The organism is Novosphingobium organovorum (genome assembly GCF_022832435.1).
Classification (GTDB): domain Bacteria; phylum Pseudomonadota; class Alphaproteobacteria; order Sphingomonadales; family Sphingomonadaceae; genus Novosphingobium; species Novosphingobium organovorum.
The window spans coordinates 1-18817 of the sequence record NZ_JALHLF010000072.1 but is presented as its reverse complement, the minus strand read 5'-3'; the positions used below and the strand labels follow the sequence as shown (position 1 = coordinate 18817).

Genomic DNA, 18817 nt, shown 5'->3' with positions numbered 1-18817 from the left:
ACTTTGATGCCGTGAGCGGGAGCCATCCACCCTATCCGGTTTGGAGGTGGCAGTCCGCTAAAGGAGACATCACCGATAGGCGTCAGCTAACGGACCCTCTAAGACGAATTTGGTGCAATTCGCGAAGCTCACGCATCAGTGATTTTTCCCGGCGATCAAGATCCAACATATTCGCTACTTCAATTGGACGTTCGCATCCGAATTCCCTGAGAATTTCGATCATTTGCGAAAATTGGCCCTGCTGTCGCGCATTTCGCCATTCTGCGTTTCTGTCGGAGTTTGCTATGCGCAAAAAGATGGGATCCGGCAGAATATTGGCGTTTTCGCCATCCCAATTCGCATCTACGAGCGGCTGCTCGAGATGGGAGATGCGTTGCCATTCAGATCGCACATCACTCCGACACCAGAACTCCAAGATTTTGAATTCAAGGGACGACATCGCATAGCCCATATTACACTGCGCCCCTAGCTCATCGCAGGCAAATGGTGGGTCACCAACCTCCAAGGCATTCGTATAGGCAAGAATATTGCGTAGGCTATGGTATAGTGGCGGCTGAGGTTTGATCGCTATATCGTAACGCGTTCTGCAACTCCGACATTCGGTATGCACCAAAGCGATCTCAAATGTGCCTATAATCGCTGGGGAAAATGCTTCATATCGAGGAATACCCTCGAACCACCAGATTGGCGGATGAGGTATGTTTCGAATAATATCATGGTACTTCTGACGCATGGAATTTACGGTAAATTGCTTTTGTTAACGAAATCCATCCTAACGTAGTGATGCTCGTCGAATTCGTGTTCGGAAATTTCAAAAACTCACCGTGCCAACGAATATACGCGTCCAAGTGTTAAACTCTGTCGCCCAGACCGGCGGCCATCAACGCCAACAGGACTGCTGGCGACATCAATTGCTGGGCTGCCTCAGCCGGCGTGGGAAAGCGGGTCGTCCGATTTTGAGGACATTGACTTGGATCTAGAACGACCACCTTGGGCGCCATGCGGCCTAGCGGTAGACACCCCTTAACCGGGGTTGGCGTTCAGCCCACCCCCGTGGCTAGGTCCCTTCGTTCCCAAGCCTTCCGGCGGGCGGGAGGGCGTGGTGCTGTTCCGCTTCCCGCTTGTGGGGGCGGCGAGATTTGCGGAGACGCAGGCGACGCTCGTCGCAGCGGGGTGGGGCAGCGTAACGGCAGTTTCCCGGCGTTCTCAAGCGCGGACTGATCGGATCGGCCAGGGAACCGGGCGGTCGCGCCTGCCTCGTCCCATCAGGCGCGGCCTTGGTGGTCGCAGCCCGCCTTCGCCAAGTCTGGGGAGCTCGAGGGCGATGGCCCTCGAAACTCCTTCTTGTTTTGCATCGCTCCGGCTTCTTCATCGTCGGTTGGGCGTGCCGGGTTCGCCCAGGGGTTGTGCCGCGTCAAGTCGGCGAGCGGCCGCCATACCAATCTGTTTTAAAGCGCTTTTTGAGCCGTTTGGCGATGCCGCTCGAGGCAAAACGCCTCAGTCTTGCGACGCGGCCGGCTTGTCGGGCCGGGTGTCGGGGGAGAGCAGGACGGTGCCCAGTGTGTCGGGTTCGGTGTCGCCGGCGGTGGTCGGATTGGAAGCATAGCGCGTGCCGCCGAAGGGGACGCGGCGGATCGAGGAGGGTTCGCCGCCGCCCGAGACCGAGACGGCAAGATCGTGCCAGCCGTTGGTCTTGCTTGCCAGCACGCCGACCGGCAGCTGGACCACCGAGAGGTCTCCGACGATCGTGTAGCCTTGCTGGCTCGGCTTGAGTACCAGCAGGTCGCATCCGCCGGTGCCGCACATCATCGCACCACTGGCGTAGGCGAGCACNCTCCGACGATCGTGTAGCCTTGCTGGCTCGGCTTGAGTACCAGCAGGTCGCATCCGCCGGTGCCGCACATCATCGCACCACTGGCGTAGGCGAGCACTTCGTCGGTGCCATCCCCGTCGAGATCGTAGCGGGCGGTATCGACGTGGATGGTGCCCAGGCCTCCGCCCAGTTCCTTGTCGAGATAGCTACGCACCCAGGCCTTGGGATCGGGCGGGGTGAGGACGGCTTCGTTTGCCGGGGCACTGGCTTCGCTGCTGGGGGAGGGGGAAGGCGGCGCGTCACCCTTGCACGCGGCGAGCGCCAGCGAGAGGGCAAGAGTTAGGGCAGGCGCGAGAACGCCCACGGCTGGACGCGATGCAGCGCGAAGGGGGATCGACATGGCGGGCAGGCTATCGCTCCGCTGGCCGATGCACAAGCAAGGGCGGGGGCATCCACCGGTCACCCCGCACGTCCAATCGCGAACCGGCGTCCGTCACGCCGGTTCGCAAGGGAGCCGGGGCTGGCCGGGCGCCCACGCGAACGGCCCCGGTGTTCGCGCACCGGGGCCGCCAGAGGGGACTCGTCGATGAGGCCGGAATCTTACCAGAAGAAGCCGTTGTAGACGGTAAGGACGCGTCCAGTCCGGATGTTGATCATCACGACATCGTTGTTGTAGCGGACCCAGCGTGCGCCGGCGCGCGGAGCGGGCAGACGGTAGCGGGCGTAATCACGCACCCAATAGCGATCGCCGTAATAGGCCGGGGCGAAGCGGTGCCCCACGGCGACGGGGGCGTAGCGGTAGCCGCGCGGACCGACATAGGCGGGGCGCTTGTACGCGCTGCGGTGGGCCTTGCGGTAGTCGCGCCAGTCCTGACGGGCCTCGCGCTGGGCGTGGCGCACGTCCTTGCGGGCCTCGCGCACGTCGTGACGGTCGCCATGGCGCTCGGCCTGCCGCAGGTCGTGCTTGGCGTCGCGCACGTCGCGCTGGCTCTCGCGCGCCTCGCGGTAGCTCTGGGCCGAGGCCATCGTCGGCACGGCGAGCGCGGGGATCAGCATCGAGGTGGCCAGGGCCATGGTTACGAACTTACGCATGTCGCATCTCCTTTTTCGTAAAGCCGAACAACGCGGCCTTGGCGTTCAGGTTTCCCGCATTTCGTCTGAATAAATCAGGACTGGCCCGTACAGAATCCGGTCAGGAGTGTCGCATTGTTGCGACAACTGGCTCCAAACGTGCGCAAACCGGTGCCTGCGCGCGTCGGGATGTGGGAACCGGCGCGCGGCAGGCGGCGACGCGCTGCGCCAGGGCGAGGCTCCGCTGCGACACGGCGGCGGGGGCCTGTCGTCCAAAAGGGCCCGGTTGTGTGCACAAGCGATCACGTCGTCGCCTATCAGGACGATTCGCGCTGTCACGGCGTGTTTTTTCCACCGTCCAATGCGCCTGTGCGCGGCGCCCTCTTGCCAGCCGCGCGCGCGAAGGCCATCCTTCGAGAAACAAGAAGCCTGTCCTCACAGAAAGGAACGCATGGCCCGTAAAGCAGCTCGTACCGACAACGAAACGGTGCATTTGAGGCCCGACACCCACCGTCGCGCCCGTGTCGAAGTCGAATTCGACGAACCCACGCTGCTAGGGGCCCTGTTCGGGCAGTTCGACTCCAATCTCGTGCAGGTCGAAAACCGCCTTGGCGTCTACATCGCCGCGCGGGGCAACAAGATCCAGATCGAAGGACCCGAAGACGCCGTGGCCCGTGCACGCGAAACCCTGATTGGCATGTACAAGCAGCTCGAACAGGGCCGCGAGCTCGACTCGGGTGCGATCGAGGCGCTGATCTCGATGTCCGCCGAGCCGACCCTCGAAGGGATCATCACCGGCGACGGCGGCAAGAGCCCGCCGATCATGATCCGCACGCGCAAGAAGACGATCGTGCCGCGCTCGGCGACGCAGGTCGAATACATGCGCGCGCTGACCCGCAACGACGTGATCTTCGCGCTTGGTCCGGCAGGCACCGGCAAGACCTACATCGCGGTCGCACAGGCGGTCAGCCAGCTGATGACCGGTTCGGTCCAGCGTCTGATCCTCTCGCGCCCCGCGGTCGAGGCGGGTGAGAAGCTCGGCTTCCTGCCCGGCGACATGAAGGACAAGGTCGATCCCTACCTGCGTCCGCTTTACGACGCGCTCTACGACTGCATGCCGCCCGAACAGGTCGAACGCCGGCTGGCGAGCGGCGAGATCGAGATCGCGCCGATTGCCTTCATGCGCGGCCGCACGCTGGCCGATGCCTTCGTCATCCTCGACGAGGCGCAGAACACCACGCGCGAGCAGATGAAGATGTTCCTCACCCGCTTTGGCCAGAACAGCCGGATGGTGGTCTGCGGCGACCCCAAGCAGATCGACCTTCCCGGCGGCCAGCGCATGAGCGGGCTCGCCGATGCGGTGGACAAGCTGGAGGGCGTGGACGGCATCGCGGTCACCCGCTTTTCGGCCGCCGACGTCGTGCGCCACCCGATCGTGGGGCGCATCGTCGAGGCTTACGAAGGTCCGCTCTCGCAGTACGACGAAGCCTGAGGCCGAACCGGCCGGGCGAAATCGACATTCGCAAAAGCGCGAAGCCGGAGGCGTCCACCCTGCGCTTCGCGCTCCTTTCGACCACACGCTTTTCGTGCGTTACCAGCGGCGAAGGCTGCGCTTGCCCGTCGTGGGGGCAAGGCGGGTGTCCGCTTGAAACATGGCGTTGTCCTTCATCCGTTGGGATCGCCCGCCGGCGGCAACTGGTGCACGAAGCGCAGGACGTAGCCCGTTTCACCCGCCGCGCGGCGTTCGGGATCGTTGAGGCTCTGCGCGACGAACATCAGGTTTTCGATTTTGAGGTCCGCGGGATCGCGCGCTTCGGGCCGCGCCTGCAAGGTCGTGTAGCGCACGTCCACGTGCATGTTTGCGTCGGTGAGGTCACGCTCCCAGTGTCCGTCCTGCGCGCTTGGCTGCGGCTGGCGGGCGCGATAGGCCGCGACGTAACGCTGTTTGGCCGCCTCGTAAGGGGCCGGGTCGGGCCTTTGCGGGGCGTTCCAGCGAACCGAGCACGCGTGATAGGGCGGAAATTCGAGCCACACGCTGGTCGCGCTCGTCGGGCTTTGCCAGCCACGGGCGGGATCGTCGCCCATCGTGACCTTGACCGCGTCCGGGCTGAGAGGGCGCCAGCCCAGCTGCTCCATCCGGGTGATCAGTGCGGCATCATCGGGAAAGGTCTTGAGGCACACGTCTTCGTAAACCGCGACGATCCCGGCGAATTCATCCGGCGCGGCAGGTGTGCCCACCGCCGCGCTTACGCCCCGAGCCCCTGCCAATGACATTGCCAGTGACGCCGCCATCATGCCCGCTGCCATAGCCCCGATCTCCCCTCATCGCGCCGTCCCGTCCCGTCTGGCCGCTTGGTCGACGATCAGCCATGGATAAACCATGGCAACGCGGCAAATCCAGCCTCGCCCGTCCGCGCCGGCTCGACCCGCCGGGAAACAGGGCTTAAAGGGCCAGGTCATGGAACTCGAAATCGACATCGAACAGCCCTGGGATGCGGACACTGACTGGGCCGACCTGGCCCAGCGCGCGCTGGAGGCGCTGGTCCAGGTGGCGCCCGAGCTGGATAACGAGCGGCTGCTGGCCAGCGTGCTGTTCACCTCGGATTCGCAGGTCCACGCGCTTAACCGCGAATGGCGCGGCAAGGACAAGCCCACCAACGTGCTGTCCTTTCCCATGCTCGAACGTAACGATCTGTTGCATTTATCGCCCGACGGTCCGCCTGAAATGCTGGGTGACATAGCCCTGGCGGCGGAGACCTGCGGGCGTGAGTCTGTGGATAAAAATGTTTCTATTCAAGATCATGCGACGCATCTTCTGATCCACGGCCTGCTCCACCTGGCCGGGCTCGATCACGAGATTTCGGAACAGGACGCGATCGCCATGGAGGCACTCGAAACAAAGGCACTTGCGTTTCTTGCCATTGCCGACCCATATGGGGATCGAACCTAGACTTCGAGGGATACCCAAGCACGATGGCCGACAATGGCCGCCATACCGATTCCGGTTCCGGAGACGGAGACAGTACCGGCACGCTCTGGCGTGCCTTTCGCAAACTGTTCCAGGGGGACGCCGATCAGTCGCTGCGCGCGCAGATCGAGGACGTCATCAACAACCACGAGGATGATGGGGCCCAGGGTCGCGAGGGCAAGGGTGACCTCTCCCCGCTCGAGCGCCAGATGCTGCGCAATCTCCTCCACTTCTCCGAACACGACGCCGATGACGTGGCTATCCCGCGCGGCGAAATCATCGCCATTCCCGCCTCGGCCAGCTGGGATGAGGTGGTCGAGGCCTTTGCCGAACACGGCCATTCGCGCCTGCCGGTCTACGGCGAATCGCTCGACGAGGTGAAGGGCATGATCCACATCAAGGACGTGTTCCCGATCCTCGCCCGGCGCGAGGATCCGCCCGCTGACTGGTCGAGCCTGCTGCGTCGGCCGCTGTTCGTGCCCCAGGCGCGCGGCGCGCTCGATGTGCTGGCCGACATGCGTGCGCAGCGCGTCCATCTCGCGGTGGTGATCGATGAATACACCGGCACCGACGGGATCATCACCATCGAGGACCTCGTCGAGGAAATCGTCGGCGACATCGAGGACGAGCACGACGAGGCTGCGGAAGAATGGCTGGTTCCGCTCGAAAATGGCGTATGGGACGCCGATTCGCGCGCGGAACTGGACGATGTCGCCGAGCGAATCGATCCACGGCTTGCCGAAATCGAGGAAGCGGTCGATACTCTGGGCGGTCTGGCGTTCGTCCTGGCCGAACAGGTCCCGCACGTCGGGACGGTGCTGGAACACAAGAGCGGCTGGCGCATAGAAATAACCGACGGGAACGAGCGGCACGTCACACGGCTTCGCCTCCACCCCCCGTTGGAGCAGGCCGTGCGAGAGGAAAACTGAAAGTATCGGAGCAAGCCGTCGCACTCCCGCGTCCGGCGACCCTAACGGAAAAGACCTGAATTTGCCTGTACGTCGACTCCCTCCCCTGCGCGCTCTGGAAGCGTTCGTGCGCGTGGTTCGCCTCGGTTCCGCCAAGGCGGCGGCCAACGAGCTGGCGCTCAGTCCGTCGGCGCTGTCGCGCCGCGTCGCCGCGCTCGAGGATTTCACCGGCAAGCGCCTGTTCACGCGCCAGCACCAGGCGATGAAGCTGACCGACGAAGGCCAGGCGTTCTACAACGTCGTGGGCCCCAAGCTCGAAGAGCTCGCCGAGGCGGTCGAATCGCAGATCGATCGCGGCCAGGTGCTGCGCCTGCACCTGGGCGTGCCCACGCTGTTCGGCGGCCAGCGGCTGTTCCCGCGCCTGCCCGAGCTGCGCAAGCTGCACCCGCGCCTGCACATCGACATCGACACTGGCGCGCACCTTGAAGCGCGCGTGGGCGATACGCTTGACGCCGCCGTCATTCTGGCCAAGGAACCCGATCCGGCGTTCTACCGCGTCCAGCTCGACCACAACAAGGTCTACGGCATCGTCTCGCGCGATCTGGCCGCTGAACTCGGCCCCAAGCCTGATCGTGAGAAGCTGGGCAAGCAGACCTTCCTGATCCACCAGGACCTGCCCGACAGCCTCGATGCGTGGAAGAGGGCGATCGGCATGCCCGATCTCGAGCCGGCCTCGGTCGACAAGTTCGATTCCGGCCAACTGGTGCTCGAGGCCGCGGCGCAAGGGCTCGGGATCGCGATCATGCACGACGATCACTTCCGCCGCTCGAACGACGCGCGTCTGGCGCGGCTCTACGACATCGACGTCGAAAGCCCTTACCGCTACTGGTTCGTGTGCCGCCCCAAGGCGCTCGAAACGCGGCCCGTGCGCATGTTCCACGAGTGGCTCCAGCAGGCCGGGCTCTAAGAGACCGATCCAAAATCCGGAACCCTCGCACGCCCCCCCCCGTTTGCGGGAGGGGCGGCGCGAGGCGGGTTCAGGCGGCCAGCCAGCCGCGCATGTGCCGGGTCACTTCGGCGGGCTTTTCCATCGGCGCCATGTGGCCGCAGTCCGCGATCAGCGCGAGCCGCGCGGCGGGGATGGTGCGGTGGAGCCGTTCGAGCCGTTCGGGCGCGATCAGCCTGTCCTGCGCGCCCGCGAGGATCAGCGCGGGGACCGCGACGCTTGCGAGGTCCGCGTGCGAATCGGGGCGGTGCTGGATCGCGCGCTGCTGGATCGCAAAGCGTTCGAGCCCGACGTCGAGCGCCATCGCGACGACCCGTTCGGCCACCTCGCGCGGCGCGCTGGGGTGGACGAGGCGTTGCAGGCTGCCGCGCAGCACCGCTTCGAGGCTGCGCGCCTCGGCGGTCGCGATGGCGGCCTCACGCAGGCGCAGCGCGTCCGCATCGTCGGCTCCGGCGGTCGTGTCGACAAAGGCGATGCGGGTTATCCGTTCGGGCGCCTGGCGCCAGATTTCCATCGTCACGTAGCCGCCCATCGAGAACCCGGCGAGCGCGAAGCGCGCGGGCGCGGTGGCGAGGATACGCTGCGCCATCGCCGGGATCGAGGGATCGCTCAGCGTATCGCCGATGGTCACCTGCGCCACGTCGGCAAGCGCAGCGACCTGCGCCTCCCACACGGTTTGGTTGCAGGCTAGCCCAGGGACGAGCACCAGCGGCTGGCGCGGATCGGGCATCGCGATGGGGCCGGTTCGAACGGTCAGGCGGCGACGGGTGCGATCAGCGCGGCGCCCAGGCTGTTGGGGCCGGCGCTGGTGAGCGCCACGCGCACCACATCGCCCACCGCGACATCGCCGGTGAAGTGGACTGACTGGAGCCAGGGCGACTTGCCCAGCCACTGGCCCGGATGCTTGCCCTTGCGTTCGACCAGGACCTCGCAGGTCTTGCCGACCGAGGCGGTGTTGAAGGCCAGCTGGTCGCGGTTGAGCGCGTCCTGCAGGCGCTTGAGGCGTTCGTCCATCACCGCGGCGGGAATCTGGTCGCCCATCGTCGCGGCGGGCGTACCCGGACGCGGCGAATACTTGAAGCTGAAGCACTGCGCGTACCCCACCGCATCGACGAGCGCGAGCGTCTCGGCGAATTCGGCCTCGGTCTCGCCCGGGAAGCCGACGATGAAATCGCCCGAAAGCGCGATGTCGGGGCGGGCCTGGCGCACCTCTTCGAGGATGCGCAGGTACTTTTCGACGTGGTGCGCGCGGTTCATTGCCTTGAGCACCCGGTCCGATCCCGCCTGCACCGGCAGGTGGAGGAAGGGCATCAGCTTGGCGATGCTGCCGTGCGCCTCGATCAGGCCCGGCGTCATGTCGTTGGGGTGGCTGGTGGTATAGCGGATACGCGCGAGGTCGGGGATCTCGGCCAGCTCACGGATCAGCCCGTCGAGCCCGAGCGTCTGGCCGCGCGCGTTTTCGCCGGTCCAGGCGTTGACGTTCTGGCCCAGCAGGGTGATTTCGCGCGCGCCCGCATCGACCAGCCGCTTGGCCTCGTCGATCAGATCGGCGTGGGGACGCGAGATTTCCGCGCCGCGGGTGTAGGGCACCACGCAATAGGTGCAGAACTTGTCGCACCCTTCCTGCACGGTGAGAAAGGCGGTCGGCCCGGCGCGGCGGCGCTTGGGCAGCGCGTCGAACTTGGTTTCGGCGGGCATGTCGGTGTCCGTCGTGCGGCGGCCTTCGCTCGCGGCTTTCACCATCGCGGGCAGGCGGTGGTAGGCCTGCGGGCCGACGACCATCTTCACCGCGGGGGCGCGGGCCATGATTTCCTCGCCCTCGGCCTGCGCGACGCAGCCCGCAACCGCGATCAGCGGCGAGCTGCCATCCTCGCGGCGCAGGCGCCCGATGTCCGAATAGACCTTCTCGGCCGCCTTCTCGCGGATATGGCAGGTGTTGAGCACGACGAGATCGGCGTCCTCACCCTCGGGCGCGGGGGTGATGCCCTGCTCGGCGAGCAGTTCGGCCATGCGATCGCCGTCGTAGACGTTCATCTGGCAGCCGAAGCTCTTGACGCGGTAGGTCTTGGGAATCGCAGGTGCAGTATCGGGCATCGCGCGCCGATACACGGGTTTGCGCGGCTTTTGAAGAGGTGCCTGTGAAGAGGTGCCTGTGAAGAGGCGCCGGTGGAGAGGGGCTGGACGGGTGGGCGTGGTCAGTCGGCGGCAAAGGAGGGCGCGGGGGCGGGCACGCCCAGCCGTGCCGCGAGCCAGGCTCCCATCGCCGAATGCCGCGCGAAGGCGACGAGGTAGGCCGCCAGCACGGTGACGAGGAACCACCATACCCCCTCCTTGGCGAGCCATAGCGACAGGCTGGCGACCCCCTCGCTGCCGAACACGTAGCGCCCCAGCGTCGGGCCGTGGTTGCGCCAGGCCTCGCCCCACAGCGAGAGCAGCACCGCGCCCGGCATCCAGCGAAAGCGCAGCGACGGTGCAAAGGCGCGCAGCGCCAGCAGCGCGGGCAGCGCGAGTAGCAGGTGGATGACGCGGTAGCCGATGTTCTGCGCGGTGAAGAAGCAGGCGATGGTGAGCAGCGCGCCGACCAGCAGGAAGCTGCGCTCGCGCGCGGTGAGCGCGGCGAGCGCGCGGTGGGTCTCGCCCTGAAGCCCCATCACCAGCGCCCCTGTGAGGCTGAACGCGATCATCGCGAGACGCACCAGGGGCACCGCGCCATCGGGCAGGCCCACCAGTTTGGTCAGGCCCAGCGCGACGACGATCGAGCCGAACATGTCGCCGAACGGGGTGCCGGTGGGGATGATCGCCAGCACGCGCGAAAGGTCGGGCCAGGTGATCGCGAGGAACGCGCCCAGTCCGGCGCACGAGAGCAGGGTGAGCGCGGCGAAGCGTCCCGGCCGCTCGCGCAGCGCCAGCGCCATTGTCAGCATCGGGTAGAACTTGAGCAGCCCGGCCAGGAACAGCAGCGCGTAGCCCAGGCGCCGGCGGCCCCACCCGGCCAGCAGCAGCGCGGCGGCTCCGGCGCCCAGCACGAAGAGGATGAGGTCGTTGTTGCCCCGCTCGAGCGCGAAGACCACCCCGCTCGAAACCGTGCCCAGCGTCATCAGCACCGCCGCGCGACGATCGCGCACGCGCGGCAACAGGAACAGCGCGGCAAGGAAACCGAGGTCGATCGCCAGCCCGGTCGGCGCGATCCACGCCTTGGTCACCGGAAAGACGCTGAGCGCCATCCACAAGGGCGAATAGTCGAACGGGCGCCGTTCGGGATCGCAGGGATTGGCGGCGTAGACGTCGACCCCTTTGCGCAGGCAGCGCAGGGCGGACATCACCGTGTCGGTATCCACGAAGGGCCAGGGGTAGGGAATGATGCCCCAGCCGCGCAGCGCGGCGAAATAGAGGCCCAGCGCGCCCGACAGGTACAGGGCGGCCATCGCGGCGAAAAGCGCGATCGGGACGAGCAGTGGCCAGGCGGCGAAGGGGATGCGGACGCGCGAGCGGGGCGTGGTCATGGCTCCGGGTTATTACGGCAATCGTGGCGGCGGGGAAGCGCCAAGTTACGCGGGTTTCGCAAATAATTAACCCTGGCGGGCCTAGCACTCGGGACACGGACCTGGAACTGATTCTGGCAGGGGCAAGACGGATGATCGATGGTAAGCGCGTGGCAGTGGTCCTGCCCGCATACAACGCGGAACTCACGCTGGTGCGCACCTTCCGCGAAATCCCGATGGACATCGTCGACGACGTCATCCTGACCGACGACTGCAGCCGCGACATGACGCAGGACGTCGCGCGCAGGCTGGGCATCCACACCATCGTCCACGAAAAGAACCGGGGCTACGGCGGCAACCAGAAGACCTGTTACGCCGCCGCGCTCGAACGCGGCGCGGACATCGTCGTCATGCTCCACCCCGATTACCAGTATTCGCCCCAGCTCATCCGCGCGATGGTCGCGATGATCGCCTCGGGCCACTACGACGCGGTGCTCGCCTCGCGCATTCTGGGCAAGGGCGCGCTCAAGGGCGGGATGCCGCTCTACAAGTACATCGCCAACCGCGCGCTGACTTTTGCCGAGAACGTGCTGCTCGGCCAGAAGCTGTCGGAATACCACACCGGCTACCGCGCCTGGAGCCGCAAGGTGCTCGAAGCGCTGCCGCTCGAGGCCTGCTCGGACGACTTCGTGTTCGACAACCAGATGCTCGCGCAGGCGACCTGGTTCGACTTTGCGATCGGCGAGATTTCCTGCCCGACGCGCTACTTCGAGGAAGCCTCGAGCATCAATTTCCGTCGCTCGGTGGTCTATGGCCTGGGCGTGCTGAAAACCGCGGCGCAGTTCCGCGCGGCAAAGCTCGGCTGGTACGCGACGCCGCTGTTCCAGGCCGACGGCGGGGCGGTGACGCTTCCCCGGTCCGAACCCGTGACCCGCGTCCAGGCATGAGCCTGCGCGCGCTTCTGGCCGGCCTCGCGTCCGCGCCGGGGGCGCAGGCGCACGCTCTGTTCGTCACGCTGGCCCAGCGGCTGGGCGACCTGCAGGCGGCGATGGCCGCCAACTGGGTGGCCTTCGGTTCGATCCAGATCGCGGTCGCGGCAACCGGCATCCTGCCCGCGGCCGTCGTCGCGATGATGGCGGGGGCGAGCTTCGGTGTCGGCGCGGGGATCGCCATCTCGGCGATCTCGACGATGCTGGGGGGATGGATCGCCTTTGGTCTGGCCCGTTCGTTCCTGCGGCCGTGGATCGCGCGCTGGATCGGGCGCAGCGACCGGTGCCTGCGCTGGGACGCGGCGGTGGGCCGCGAAAGCTGGCGTTTCGTGCTGCTGCTGCGGATTTCCCCGGTGATGCCCTTTGCGCCGACCAGCTACGCGCTCGGCCTCAGTTCGATCGACCAGCGCAGCTACCTGCTCGGCACGCTGGCCTCGCTGCCCGCGCTCGTCGGCTACGTCGTGCTCGGCGCGCTGGGGGGCAAGGGGCTGGCGATGATGGCGGGCAGCGCCAACCTGTTGCAGTGGGCCGCCTGGGGCGTGGGCTTCGCCTTTGTCGCCATCGCGCTGCTGCGCGTGCGCACGGCGCTGGGCAAGATGGCCCAGGCGACGCCGAGCGAGGCGTGAGCCTGTAGACGGGGCCAGGGGGCGGAAAATCCCCTTGAGCCCAATCCGATCACCTGTCTCTCAAAGCAAGACGAACGCGCGCGGTTCGAGCGGGGCGGGCAGCACCGCGTGCCCGGCGGCGTGGAGCAGTTCGCGTTCGATCGTGCGGACCATGGCGTCGAGCGGCAGGTCGTTTTCGTCGGTGCCGAACGGATCGCCCAGTTCATCGCCCAGCGCGTCGAGCCCGAAGAAGGCATAGGCGACGAGGAACGTGGGCAGCAGCGTCCACCAGCCCAAGGTCGTCGCCAGCGCAAAGGGCAGCAGCAGGCAGAAGGCGTAGGCCGTGCGGTGCAGCAGCAGCGAATAGGAAAAGGGCACCGGGGTCATCTTGATCCGCTCGCACCCGCCCTGGACATAGGCCATTTCGGAAATCTGGATTTCGAGTACCGAGTAGTGGATCGGGTCGATCACGCCCGCGTCGGTCAGCCGGCGGCAGGCCTGGCCCACGGCGCACAGCGCGGCGTCGGTGGGGTTGGGGGCGGCCGACCAGTCGGCATCGCCAGCCAGGCGCGCGATCGCCGATTCCTCGTTGTAACCGCGCAGGCGCGCGCCGAGCCCGGCGACGAAGCCCGCGACGGTTTCGAGCAGCGGCGCCGCATCCCCGCGTTCGAGCGTCGAAACCTGCCGCGCGAAGCTGCGCGTGGCGATGATCAGGCGGCCCCACAGCTGGCGGCCTTCCCACCAGCGGTTGTAGCACACGGTGTTGCGAAAGCTCATGAAGATCGAGAGCGCGATGCCGATCAGGGTGAAGGGCATGGGCGCCAGATCGGCGAGCAGGCTGGGCTTCCACGCGGCCAGCAGCACCGCGCCGATCGAGACGAGCAGGATCAGCACGAGCGGGCGCACGATTCGCGGCAGGATGGATCCGCGCGTGGCGGTCAGCACGTCGCGCAGGCTGGGGCTTTCGCGCACGATCATGGGCGGGGCGATTCGAAACGGGAACACGAAAGGGGCGTCATGGCGCGGCCCTATGCGCTGCACTTGCGCGCTGTGCAATGGCGATCAGGACGGCCGGGCGCGCAGGCGGGGCAAAACGCCGCCAGCCCCGCCTGCACGTTACCGGATTTTACAGCGCGAACGGGGAAATGGTGGTTGAATGTGTCGTGTGAAAAGGGCTTTACAGCCGGTGTGATCCGGGGCTGATTGGCCTTGTGGCAGAGCGTCTCGTTCATGCCGACATCAGAGGTTCGTCTATGCCCTTTCACGTCTGGTTCGCGTTCGCCTGCGCTTCGTTCGTGCTGGTCGTCATTCCGGGGCCGACAGTCCTGCTCGTGCTGAGCTACGCGTTGAGTCAGGGGCGTCGGGTGGCGCTTGCGACGGTGGGGGGCGTCGCGTTGGGAGACATCATCGCGATGTCGGCCTCGCTGGCGGGGCTGGGGGCGCTGGTCATGGCCTCTGCCAAGCTGTTCGTGTTGCTTAGATGGGTGGGTGCGGCCTATCTTGTCTATCTGGGTATCAAGCTGTTGCGCAGCCCGCCGCTGGATCTGGCCGATGACGGGGAGGCCTCGGTTGCGGTGTCGCCGGGGCGGGTTTTCGTCCACGCCGCGAGCGTGACGGCGCTCAACCCCAAGTCGATCGTGTTCTTCATTGCCTTCGTGCCGCAGTTCATCGATCCCGAGGCGGCGCTGCCTGGACAGTTCGCGTTACTCGTCGCGACGTTCGTCGGCCTTGCCGCGACCAATACTCTGGCTTACGCTTTGCTCGCGGCTCGTCTGCGGCAGGCGCTTGACGGGCGTTGCGCGATCCGCACATTGGCCCGCTCTGGTGGTATAGCGCTGGTCGCGATGGGGCTGGCAACCGTCACGCTGCGCCGCAGCTGAGGTGCGCCCGAAAGCTTTGGCAACACAGTCGGAAGAAACCGCGTTGGCGGCTTGATCGTCATCGTCCGCGCGCGCGATAGTGGTGTGTGTCGCGCGCCCTGTTCCCCTTTGCCGCGACTTGGGCTATCCGCGCGTCCTTATGAGCGACAACCTGACCCTTTACGCCGCCTTCGCAGGCCATCTTTCCGCCGCGCTCGATGCGCTGGAAGCCGCCGGAACCCTGCCGGGGGGGCTCAAGCGAAGCGCGATCACGGTCGAGCCGCCGCGCGATCCTTCGCACGGGGACCTGGCGACCAACGCGGCGATGGTGCTGGCCAAGCCCGCCGGGCTCAAGCCGCGCGACCTGGCCGAGGCGCTGGTGGCCGAACTGGAAAAGCTCGATGCGGTGACCTCGGCCGAGATCGCCGGGCCGGGCTTCATCAACTTGCGCCTCGCGCCCGCCGCCTGGCTCGACGAGCTGAACGCGATCGCCACGCTGGCGGCGGACTATGGCCGCTCGGTGATGGGCGGGGGCACCACGGTCAACGTCGAATACGTCTCGGCCAACCCGACCGGGCCTATGCACATGGGCCATTGCCGCGGCGCGGTGGTCGGCGATGCGCTGGCGACTCTGCTCGAATACGCCGGGCACACGGTCATCAAGGAATACTACGTCAACGACGCGGGCGCGCAGGTGCAGGTCCTCGCGCGTTCGGCGCACATCCGCTATCGCGAGGCGCTTGGCCTTGGCGAGGCGGTGATCCCCGAGGGGCTTTACCCCGGCGAATACCTCAAGCCCGTGGGCGAAAAACTTGCCGCCGAATTCGGTGACCAGTACGCCGAAGCCCCCGAAGCCGAATGGCTGGCGCTGTTCCGCGTGAAGGCGGTGGCCGCGATGATGGACATGATCCGCGCGGACCTCGCCCAGCTTGGCATCCGCCACGATGTGTTCAGCTCCGAAGCCGAGCTTCAGGCCTCGGGCAAGCCCGACGAGGCCGAAGCCTGGCTGCGCGCCAAGGGCCTCGTCTACGACGGCGTGCTCGAAGCGCCCAAGGGCAAGACGCCCGAGGACTGGGAGCCGGTCGAGCTGCCGCTGTTCAAGTCGACCCAGTTCGGCGATGATCAGGACCGTCCGATCAAGAAGTCCGACGGCACCTGGACCTATTTCGGCGCCGACCTCGCCTACCACTACCAGAAGGCGCAAAGCGCCGACGCGCTGGTCGACATCTGGGGCGCGGATCACGCTGGCACGGTCAAGCGGATCAAGGCCGCGGTCAAGGCGATGACCGGTGCCGAGGGCGAGCCCACGCCCTTCGAGATCAAGCTGGTGCAGATGGTCCAGCTGCTGCGCGACGGCGAACCGGTCAAGATGTCCAAGCGTTCGGGCAACTTCATCACCATCGCCGACATGGTCGAGGAAGTGGGCAAGGACGTGGTGCGCTTCACCATGCTGACCCGCAAGCCCGATGCGCAGATGGACTTCGACTTCGCCAAAGTGGTGGAAACCTCGAAGGACAACCCGGTCTTCTACGTGCAATATGCCCATGCGCGCATCTGTTCGATGCTGCGCAAGGGGGCCAGGGAGCTGGGCGTCGAACCCGCCGCGCAGCACCTTTCGCAGCTGGGAGAAGAGGATCTCGAGGTGGCCAAGCTGCTGGCACAGTTCCCCCGCGTGATCGAGTCTGCCGCCGCGGCGCGCGAACCGCACCGCGTGGCGTTCTACCTGCACGATCTCGCTGCGGCCTTCCATGGTTACTACAATCTGGGTAACGATGACCCACAAAAGCGGATTGTTAACGCATCGGATGTTAACCTTACTTCGGCGCGGCTGTTCCTGGCCGCGCAAGTGGGGCAGATCGTGCGCAACGGCCTGGCGCTTCTGGGTGTCGAGGCCGTGGAGGAAATGTAATCAATGGCGAGCGGGGATTTCGGCAGGAAGGACGGCGGATCGTCCCAGGGTGGTGAAGGCGCTGCGGCGTCGCCCGATTACTGGAACACGCCGAGCGGCGGTGCGGGCACCGGTGCGCCCGCCGCGCCGTTTCGCGCCGACCCTTACGAGCCCGATGCCTTCGACGCGGACCCCTTCGCCGATGACATCGATCCCTTCGCGCCAACCGATGGGGCGCCCTTTGCTGCGCCTTCGCCGGGCTTTTCCGCGTTCACGAGCGCTCCGGCGGCTTCCGCTCAACCGGCCGCCCCCGCTGCGGCGGCACCCGCTGCGGGGGCGGCGTCGGCTGCGTCGTCTTCTTACGAGGAGGCGAGCGAACTGGACCTGGGCGATGACGCGATGCGTCTGCCCTGGCTCGAAGGCGATGATGAGGATTACGAGGATGAGCGCGGCGGGCTGGGCCAGACCACGCTGCTGCTGATCCTCGCGGTGGCGGCGATCATTCTCTTGGCTGGCGGTGTTTTCTGGGCGCTGCGTTCGGGCTCGGCCCCTGCGCCGACGGTGGCCGGAGGCGTGATCGAAGCCCCGCAGGAACCCTATAAGACCAAGCCGCAGGACCCCGGCGGCGAAGTGGTCGACGGCACCGGCGATACCAGCTTTGCGGTCGCCGAAGGGCAGACCCGCATGCCCCAGATCGCTGACGGAAAGGACGCGGCCAAGCCCGCGGCCCCCGCGCCCGGCTTTTCGAGCGTGGGCAAGCCCTCGACCGCGCCCGCGCCTTCGTCCGCACCGGCTCCCAAGGCTTCGCCCGCCGCGGTGAGCGGCGTTGGCGTGCAGGTGGGCGCCTATACCTCGAAGGAAAGCGCGGAGAAGGGCTGGCTCACGCTCAAGGGACAGTACGAAGGGCTCTCGGGCGTCAAGTACCGAATCGTCCAGGGCGAGGCCGACATCGGCACCGTCTATCGCCTCCAGGCTGTACCGGGCGATCTGGCCGCGGCCCGCTCGCTCTGCGCGGGGATGCGCAAGGCCGGGCTGTCGTGTCAGGTGAAGCGCTAGGAAAGGGTTCAAGGGGGGGCACCCCTTGACCTCCAGCCTTGACCTCCAGCCTGCCGTGCGCGTCTTGCGCACGCACCGGCGGCTCAGAACGGTGAGGCGGGCCCAGCGCAGAGCCCGAGGGCAAGGACGCCCCGATTTTTCGTCTTCCCGCCTTATTCCACATACGCCTGCCGCAGCTTTCTTGCACGCCGCGCCCGATTGCGCGATGAAACGGGCATGATCCCTGCGATTTTCGGCCTTTCGGGCCTGACCCTCACCGCTGACGAGCGCGCCTTCCTGCGCGACGCCGATCCGGCGGGGTACATTCTCTTTGCGCGCAACGTGGAGAGCCGCGACCAGCTGCGCGCGCTGACCGAGGACCTGCGCAGCCTGCACGGGCGCGACCGGCTGCTCGTGAGCATCGATCAGGAAGGCGGCCGCGTCGCGCGCATGAAACCGCCGGTCTGGCCCGCCTATCCCCCTGCCGAAGTGTTCGATCGGCTTTACGACACCGCGCCCGCCAGCGCGATCGAGGCGGCGCGCCTCAACGGCGAGGCGCTGGGGCTCGACTTGTCCGAAGTGGGCATCACGGTGGACTGCCACCCCTCGCTCGACGTGCGCCAGAGCGGGGCGCACGACATCATCGGCGATCGCTCGTTCGGGCACGATCCGATGCGCGTCGCCGCGCTCGGGCGCGCCACGCTCGACGGGTTGGCCAAGGCGGGCGTGGTGGGCTGCATCAAGCACATTCCGGGGCACGGCCGGGCGCTGGCCGACAGCCACAAGGAGCTGCCCACGGTCAGCGCGAGCGCGGACGAGCTGGAGCTTGACCTGCGTCCTTTCCGGACATTGGCGGCGGCGCCGATCGGGATGACCGCGCACGTGCGCTACACGGCCTGGGATGCGGAAAATCCCGGTACGCTCTCTCCCTTCGTGGTGGAGGAGATCATCCGGCGGCGGATCGGCTTTTCCGGCCTGCTGCTGAGCGACGACCTCGACATGCAGGCGCTTTCGGGCACCGTGCCCGAGCGGGCCGCGCGCGCGCTGGCGGCGGGCTGCGACATCGCGCTCAATTGCTGGGCGAAGATGGACGACATGATCGGCATCGCCAGGGCGGCGCCGACGATGCCGGAAAGCACCGCCGGGCGGCTGGCCGCGGCGCTCGCTTCGTGCCCGCCGGACGCGGGACGCGG

Annotated in this window: 18 protein-coding genes; 10 read left to right on the top strand and 8 right to left on the bottom strand. The window is 66.7% G+C overall.

Annotation, left to right across the window (positions count from 1 at the left end):
- Positions 1 to 82: 82 nt before the first annotated feature.
- From MTR62_RS15175 to MTR62_RS15165, 3 genes are all read right to left on the bottom strand, one after another.
- Positions 83 to 733: a hypothetical protein gene (locus tag MTR62_RS15175; RefSeq protein ID WP_244022439.1), complete on the bottom strand. Its 651-nt coding sequence runs from the start codon at positions 731 to 733 to the stop codon at positions 83 to 85.
- Between the two features lie 764 nt (positions 734 to 1497).
- A complete protein-coding gene (locus tag MTR62_RS15170; protein ID WP_244022437.1) occupies positions 1498 to 1833 on the bottom strand; it encodes a hypothetical protein in 336 nt (111 codons plus the stop codon).
- Between the two features lie 580 nt (positions 1834 to 2413).
- The gene (locus MTR62_RS15165) at positions 2414 to 2905 is read right to left on the bottom strand and encodes an RcnB family protein (RefSeq protein WP_244022435.1); all 492 of its coding nucleotides are present in this window, start codon (positions 2903 to 2905) and stop codon (positions 2414 to 2416) included.
- A 430-nt stretch (positions 2906 to 3335) separates the two neighbouring features.
- Between MTR62_RS15165 and MTR62_RS15160 the strand changes: the two genes are divergently transcribed.
- Positions 3336 to 4376, top strand: a complete 1041-nt coding sequence (locus tag MTR62_RS15160; RefSeq protein ID WP_244022434.1) for a PhoH family protein — start codon at positions 3336 to 3338, stop codon at positions 4374 to 4376.
- Positions 4377 to 4549: 173 nt separating this feature from the next.
- Here MTR62_RS15160 and MTR62_RS15155 read toward each other — a convergent pair whose 3' ends face one another.
- A complete protein-coding gene (locus MTR62_RS15155; protein WP_244022432.1) occupies positions 4550 to 5122 on the bottom strand; it encodes an NMCC_0638 family (lipo)protein in 573 nt (190 codons plus the stop codon).
- A gap of 220 nt (positions 5123 to 5342) precedes the next feature.
- Here MTR62_RS15155 and ybeY point away from each other — a divergent pair, with 220 nt between their 5' ends.
- The 3 genes from ybeY to MTR62_RS15140 all read left to right on the top strand — a co-directional run bounded on the left by ybeY (position 5343) and on the right by MTR62_RS15140 (position 7727).
- On the top strand, positions 5343 to 5834 hold the full coding sequence (gene ybeY, locus MTR62_RS15150; RefSeq protein ID WP_244022430.1) for an rRNA maturation RNase YbeY: 492 nt from the start codon (positions 5343 to 5345) through the stop codon (positions 5832 to 5834).
- A gap of 23 nt (positions 5835 to 5857) precedes the next feature.
- Complete coding sequence (locus MTR62_RS15145) at positions 5858 to 6781, top strand: hemolysin family protein (protein WP_244022428.1); 924 nt, start codon at positions 5858 to 5860, stop codon at positions 6779 to 6781.
- Positions 6782 to 6842: 61 nt separating this feature from the next.
- Entirely contained in the window at positions 6843 to 7727 is an 885-nt protein-coding gene (locus MTR62_RS15140; RefSeq protein WP_268739891.1) for a LysR substrate-binding domain-containing protein, read from the top strand.
- Positions 7728 to 7797: 70 nt separating this feature from the next.
- Here MTR62_RS15140 and MTR62_RS15135 read toward each other — a convergent pair whose 3' ends face one another.
- From MTR62_RS15135 to MTR62_RS15125, 3 genes are all read right to left on the bottom strand, one after another.
- Entirely contained in the window at positions 7798 to 8496 is a 699-nt protein-coding gene (locus MTR62_RS15135; protein WP_244022424.1) for an alpha/beta fold hydrolase, read from the bottom strand.
- A 23-nt stretch (positions 8497 to 8519) separates the two neighbouring features.
- On the bottom strand, positions 8520 to 9860 hold the full coding sequence (gene miaB / locus MTR62_RS15130; protein WP_244022422.1) for a tRNA (N6-isopentenyl adenosine(37)-C2)-methylthiotransferase MiaB: 1341 nt from the start codon (positions 9858 to 9860) through the stop codon (positions 8520 to 8522).
- Positions 9861 to 9961: 101 nt separating this feature from the next.
- Positions 9962 to 11269, bottom strand: a complete 1308-nt coding sequence (locus MTR62_RS15125; RefSeq protein WP_244022420.1) for a hypothetical protein — start codon at positions 11267 to 11269, stop codon at positions 9962 to 9964.
- Positions 11270 to 11400: 131 nt separating this feature from the next.
- On the opposite strand from MTR62_RS15125, the gene MTR62_RS15120 reads away from it, so the two are divergent.
- Both MTR62_RS15120 and MTR62_RS15115 read left to right on the top strand, forming a co-directional pair.
- Entirely contained in the window at positions 11401 to 12195 is a 795-nt protein-coding gene (locus tag MTR62_RS15120; RefSeq protein WP_244022418.1) for a glycosyltransferase family 2 protein, read from the top strand.
- Positions 12192 to 12863: a TVP38/TMEM64 family protein gene (locus MTR62_RS15115; protein WP_244022416.1), complete on the top strand. Its 672-nt coding sequence runs from the start codon at positions 12192 to 12194 to the stop codon at positions 12861 to 12863. The genes MTR62_RS15120 and MTR62_RS15115 overlap by 4 nt, the downstream gene beginning before the upstream one ends.
- Positions 12864 to 12923: 60 nt before the next feature.
- Here the strand turns inward: MTR62_RS15115 and MTR62_RS15110 are convergent, their stop codons facing one another.
- The gene (locus MTR62_RS15110; RefSeq protein WP_244022414.1) at positions 12924 to 13847 is read right to left on the bottom strand and encodes a bestrophin family protein; all 924 of its coding nucleotides are present in this window, start codon (positions 13845 to 13847) and stop codon (positions 12924 to 12926) included.
- A 248-nt stretch (positions 13848 to 14095) separates the two neighbouring features.
- Between MTR62_RS15110 and MTR62_RS15105 the strand changes: the two genes are divergently transcribed.
- The 4 genes from MTR62_RS15105 to nagZ form a co-directional block, all read left to right on the top strand.
- A complete protein-coding gene (locus MTR62_RS15105; protein WP_244022412.1) occupies positions 14096 to 14722 on the top strand; it encodes a LysE family translocator in 627 nt (208 codons plus the stop codon).
- 139 nt (positions 14723 to 14861) lie between these two features.
- Entirely contained in the window at positions 14862 to 16610 is a 1749-nt protein-coding gene (argS, locus tag MTR62_RS15100; protein WP_244022410.1) for an arginine--tRNA ligase, read from the top strand.
- A 3-nt stretch (positions 16611 to 16613) separates the two neighbouring features.
- Complete coding sequence (locus MTR62_RS15095; RefSeq protein ID WP_244022408.1) at positions 16614 to 17645, top strand: SPOR domain-containing protein; 1032 nt, start codon at positions 16614 to 16616, stop codon at positions 17643 to 17645.
- Positions 17646 to 17861: 216 nt separating this feature from the next.
- Positions 17862 to 18817: beta-N-acetylhexosaminidase (gene nagZ / locus MTR62_RS15090; protein ID WP_244022406.1), on the top strand; the 956-nt coding region annotated here is incomplete at its 3' end.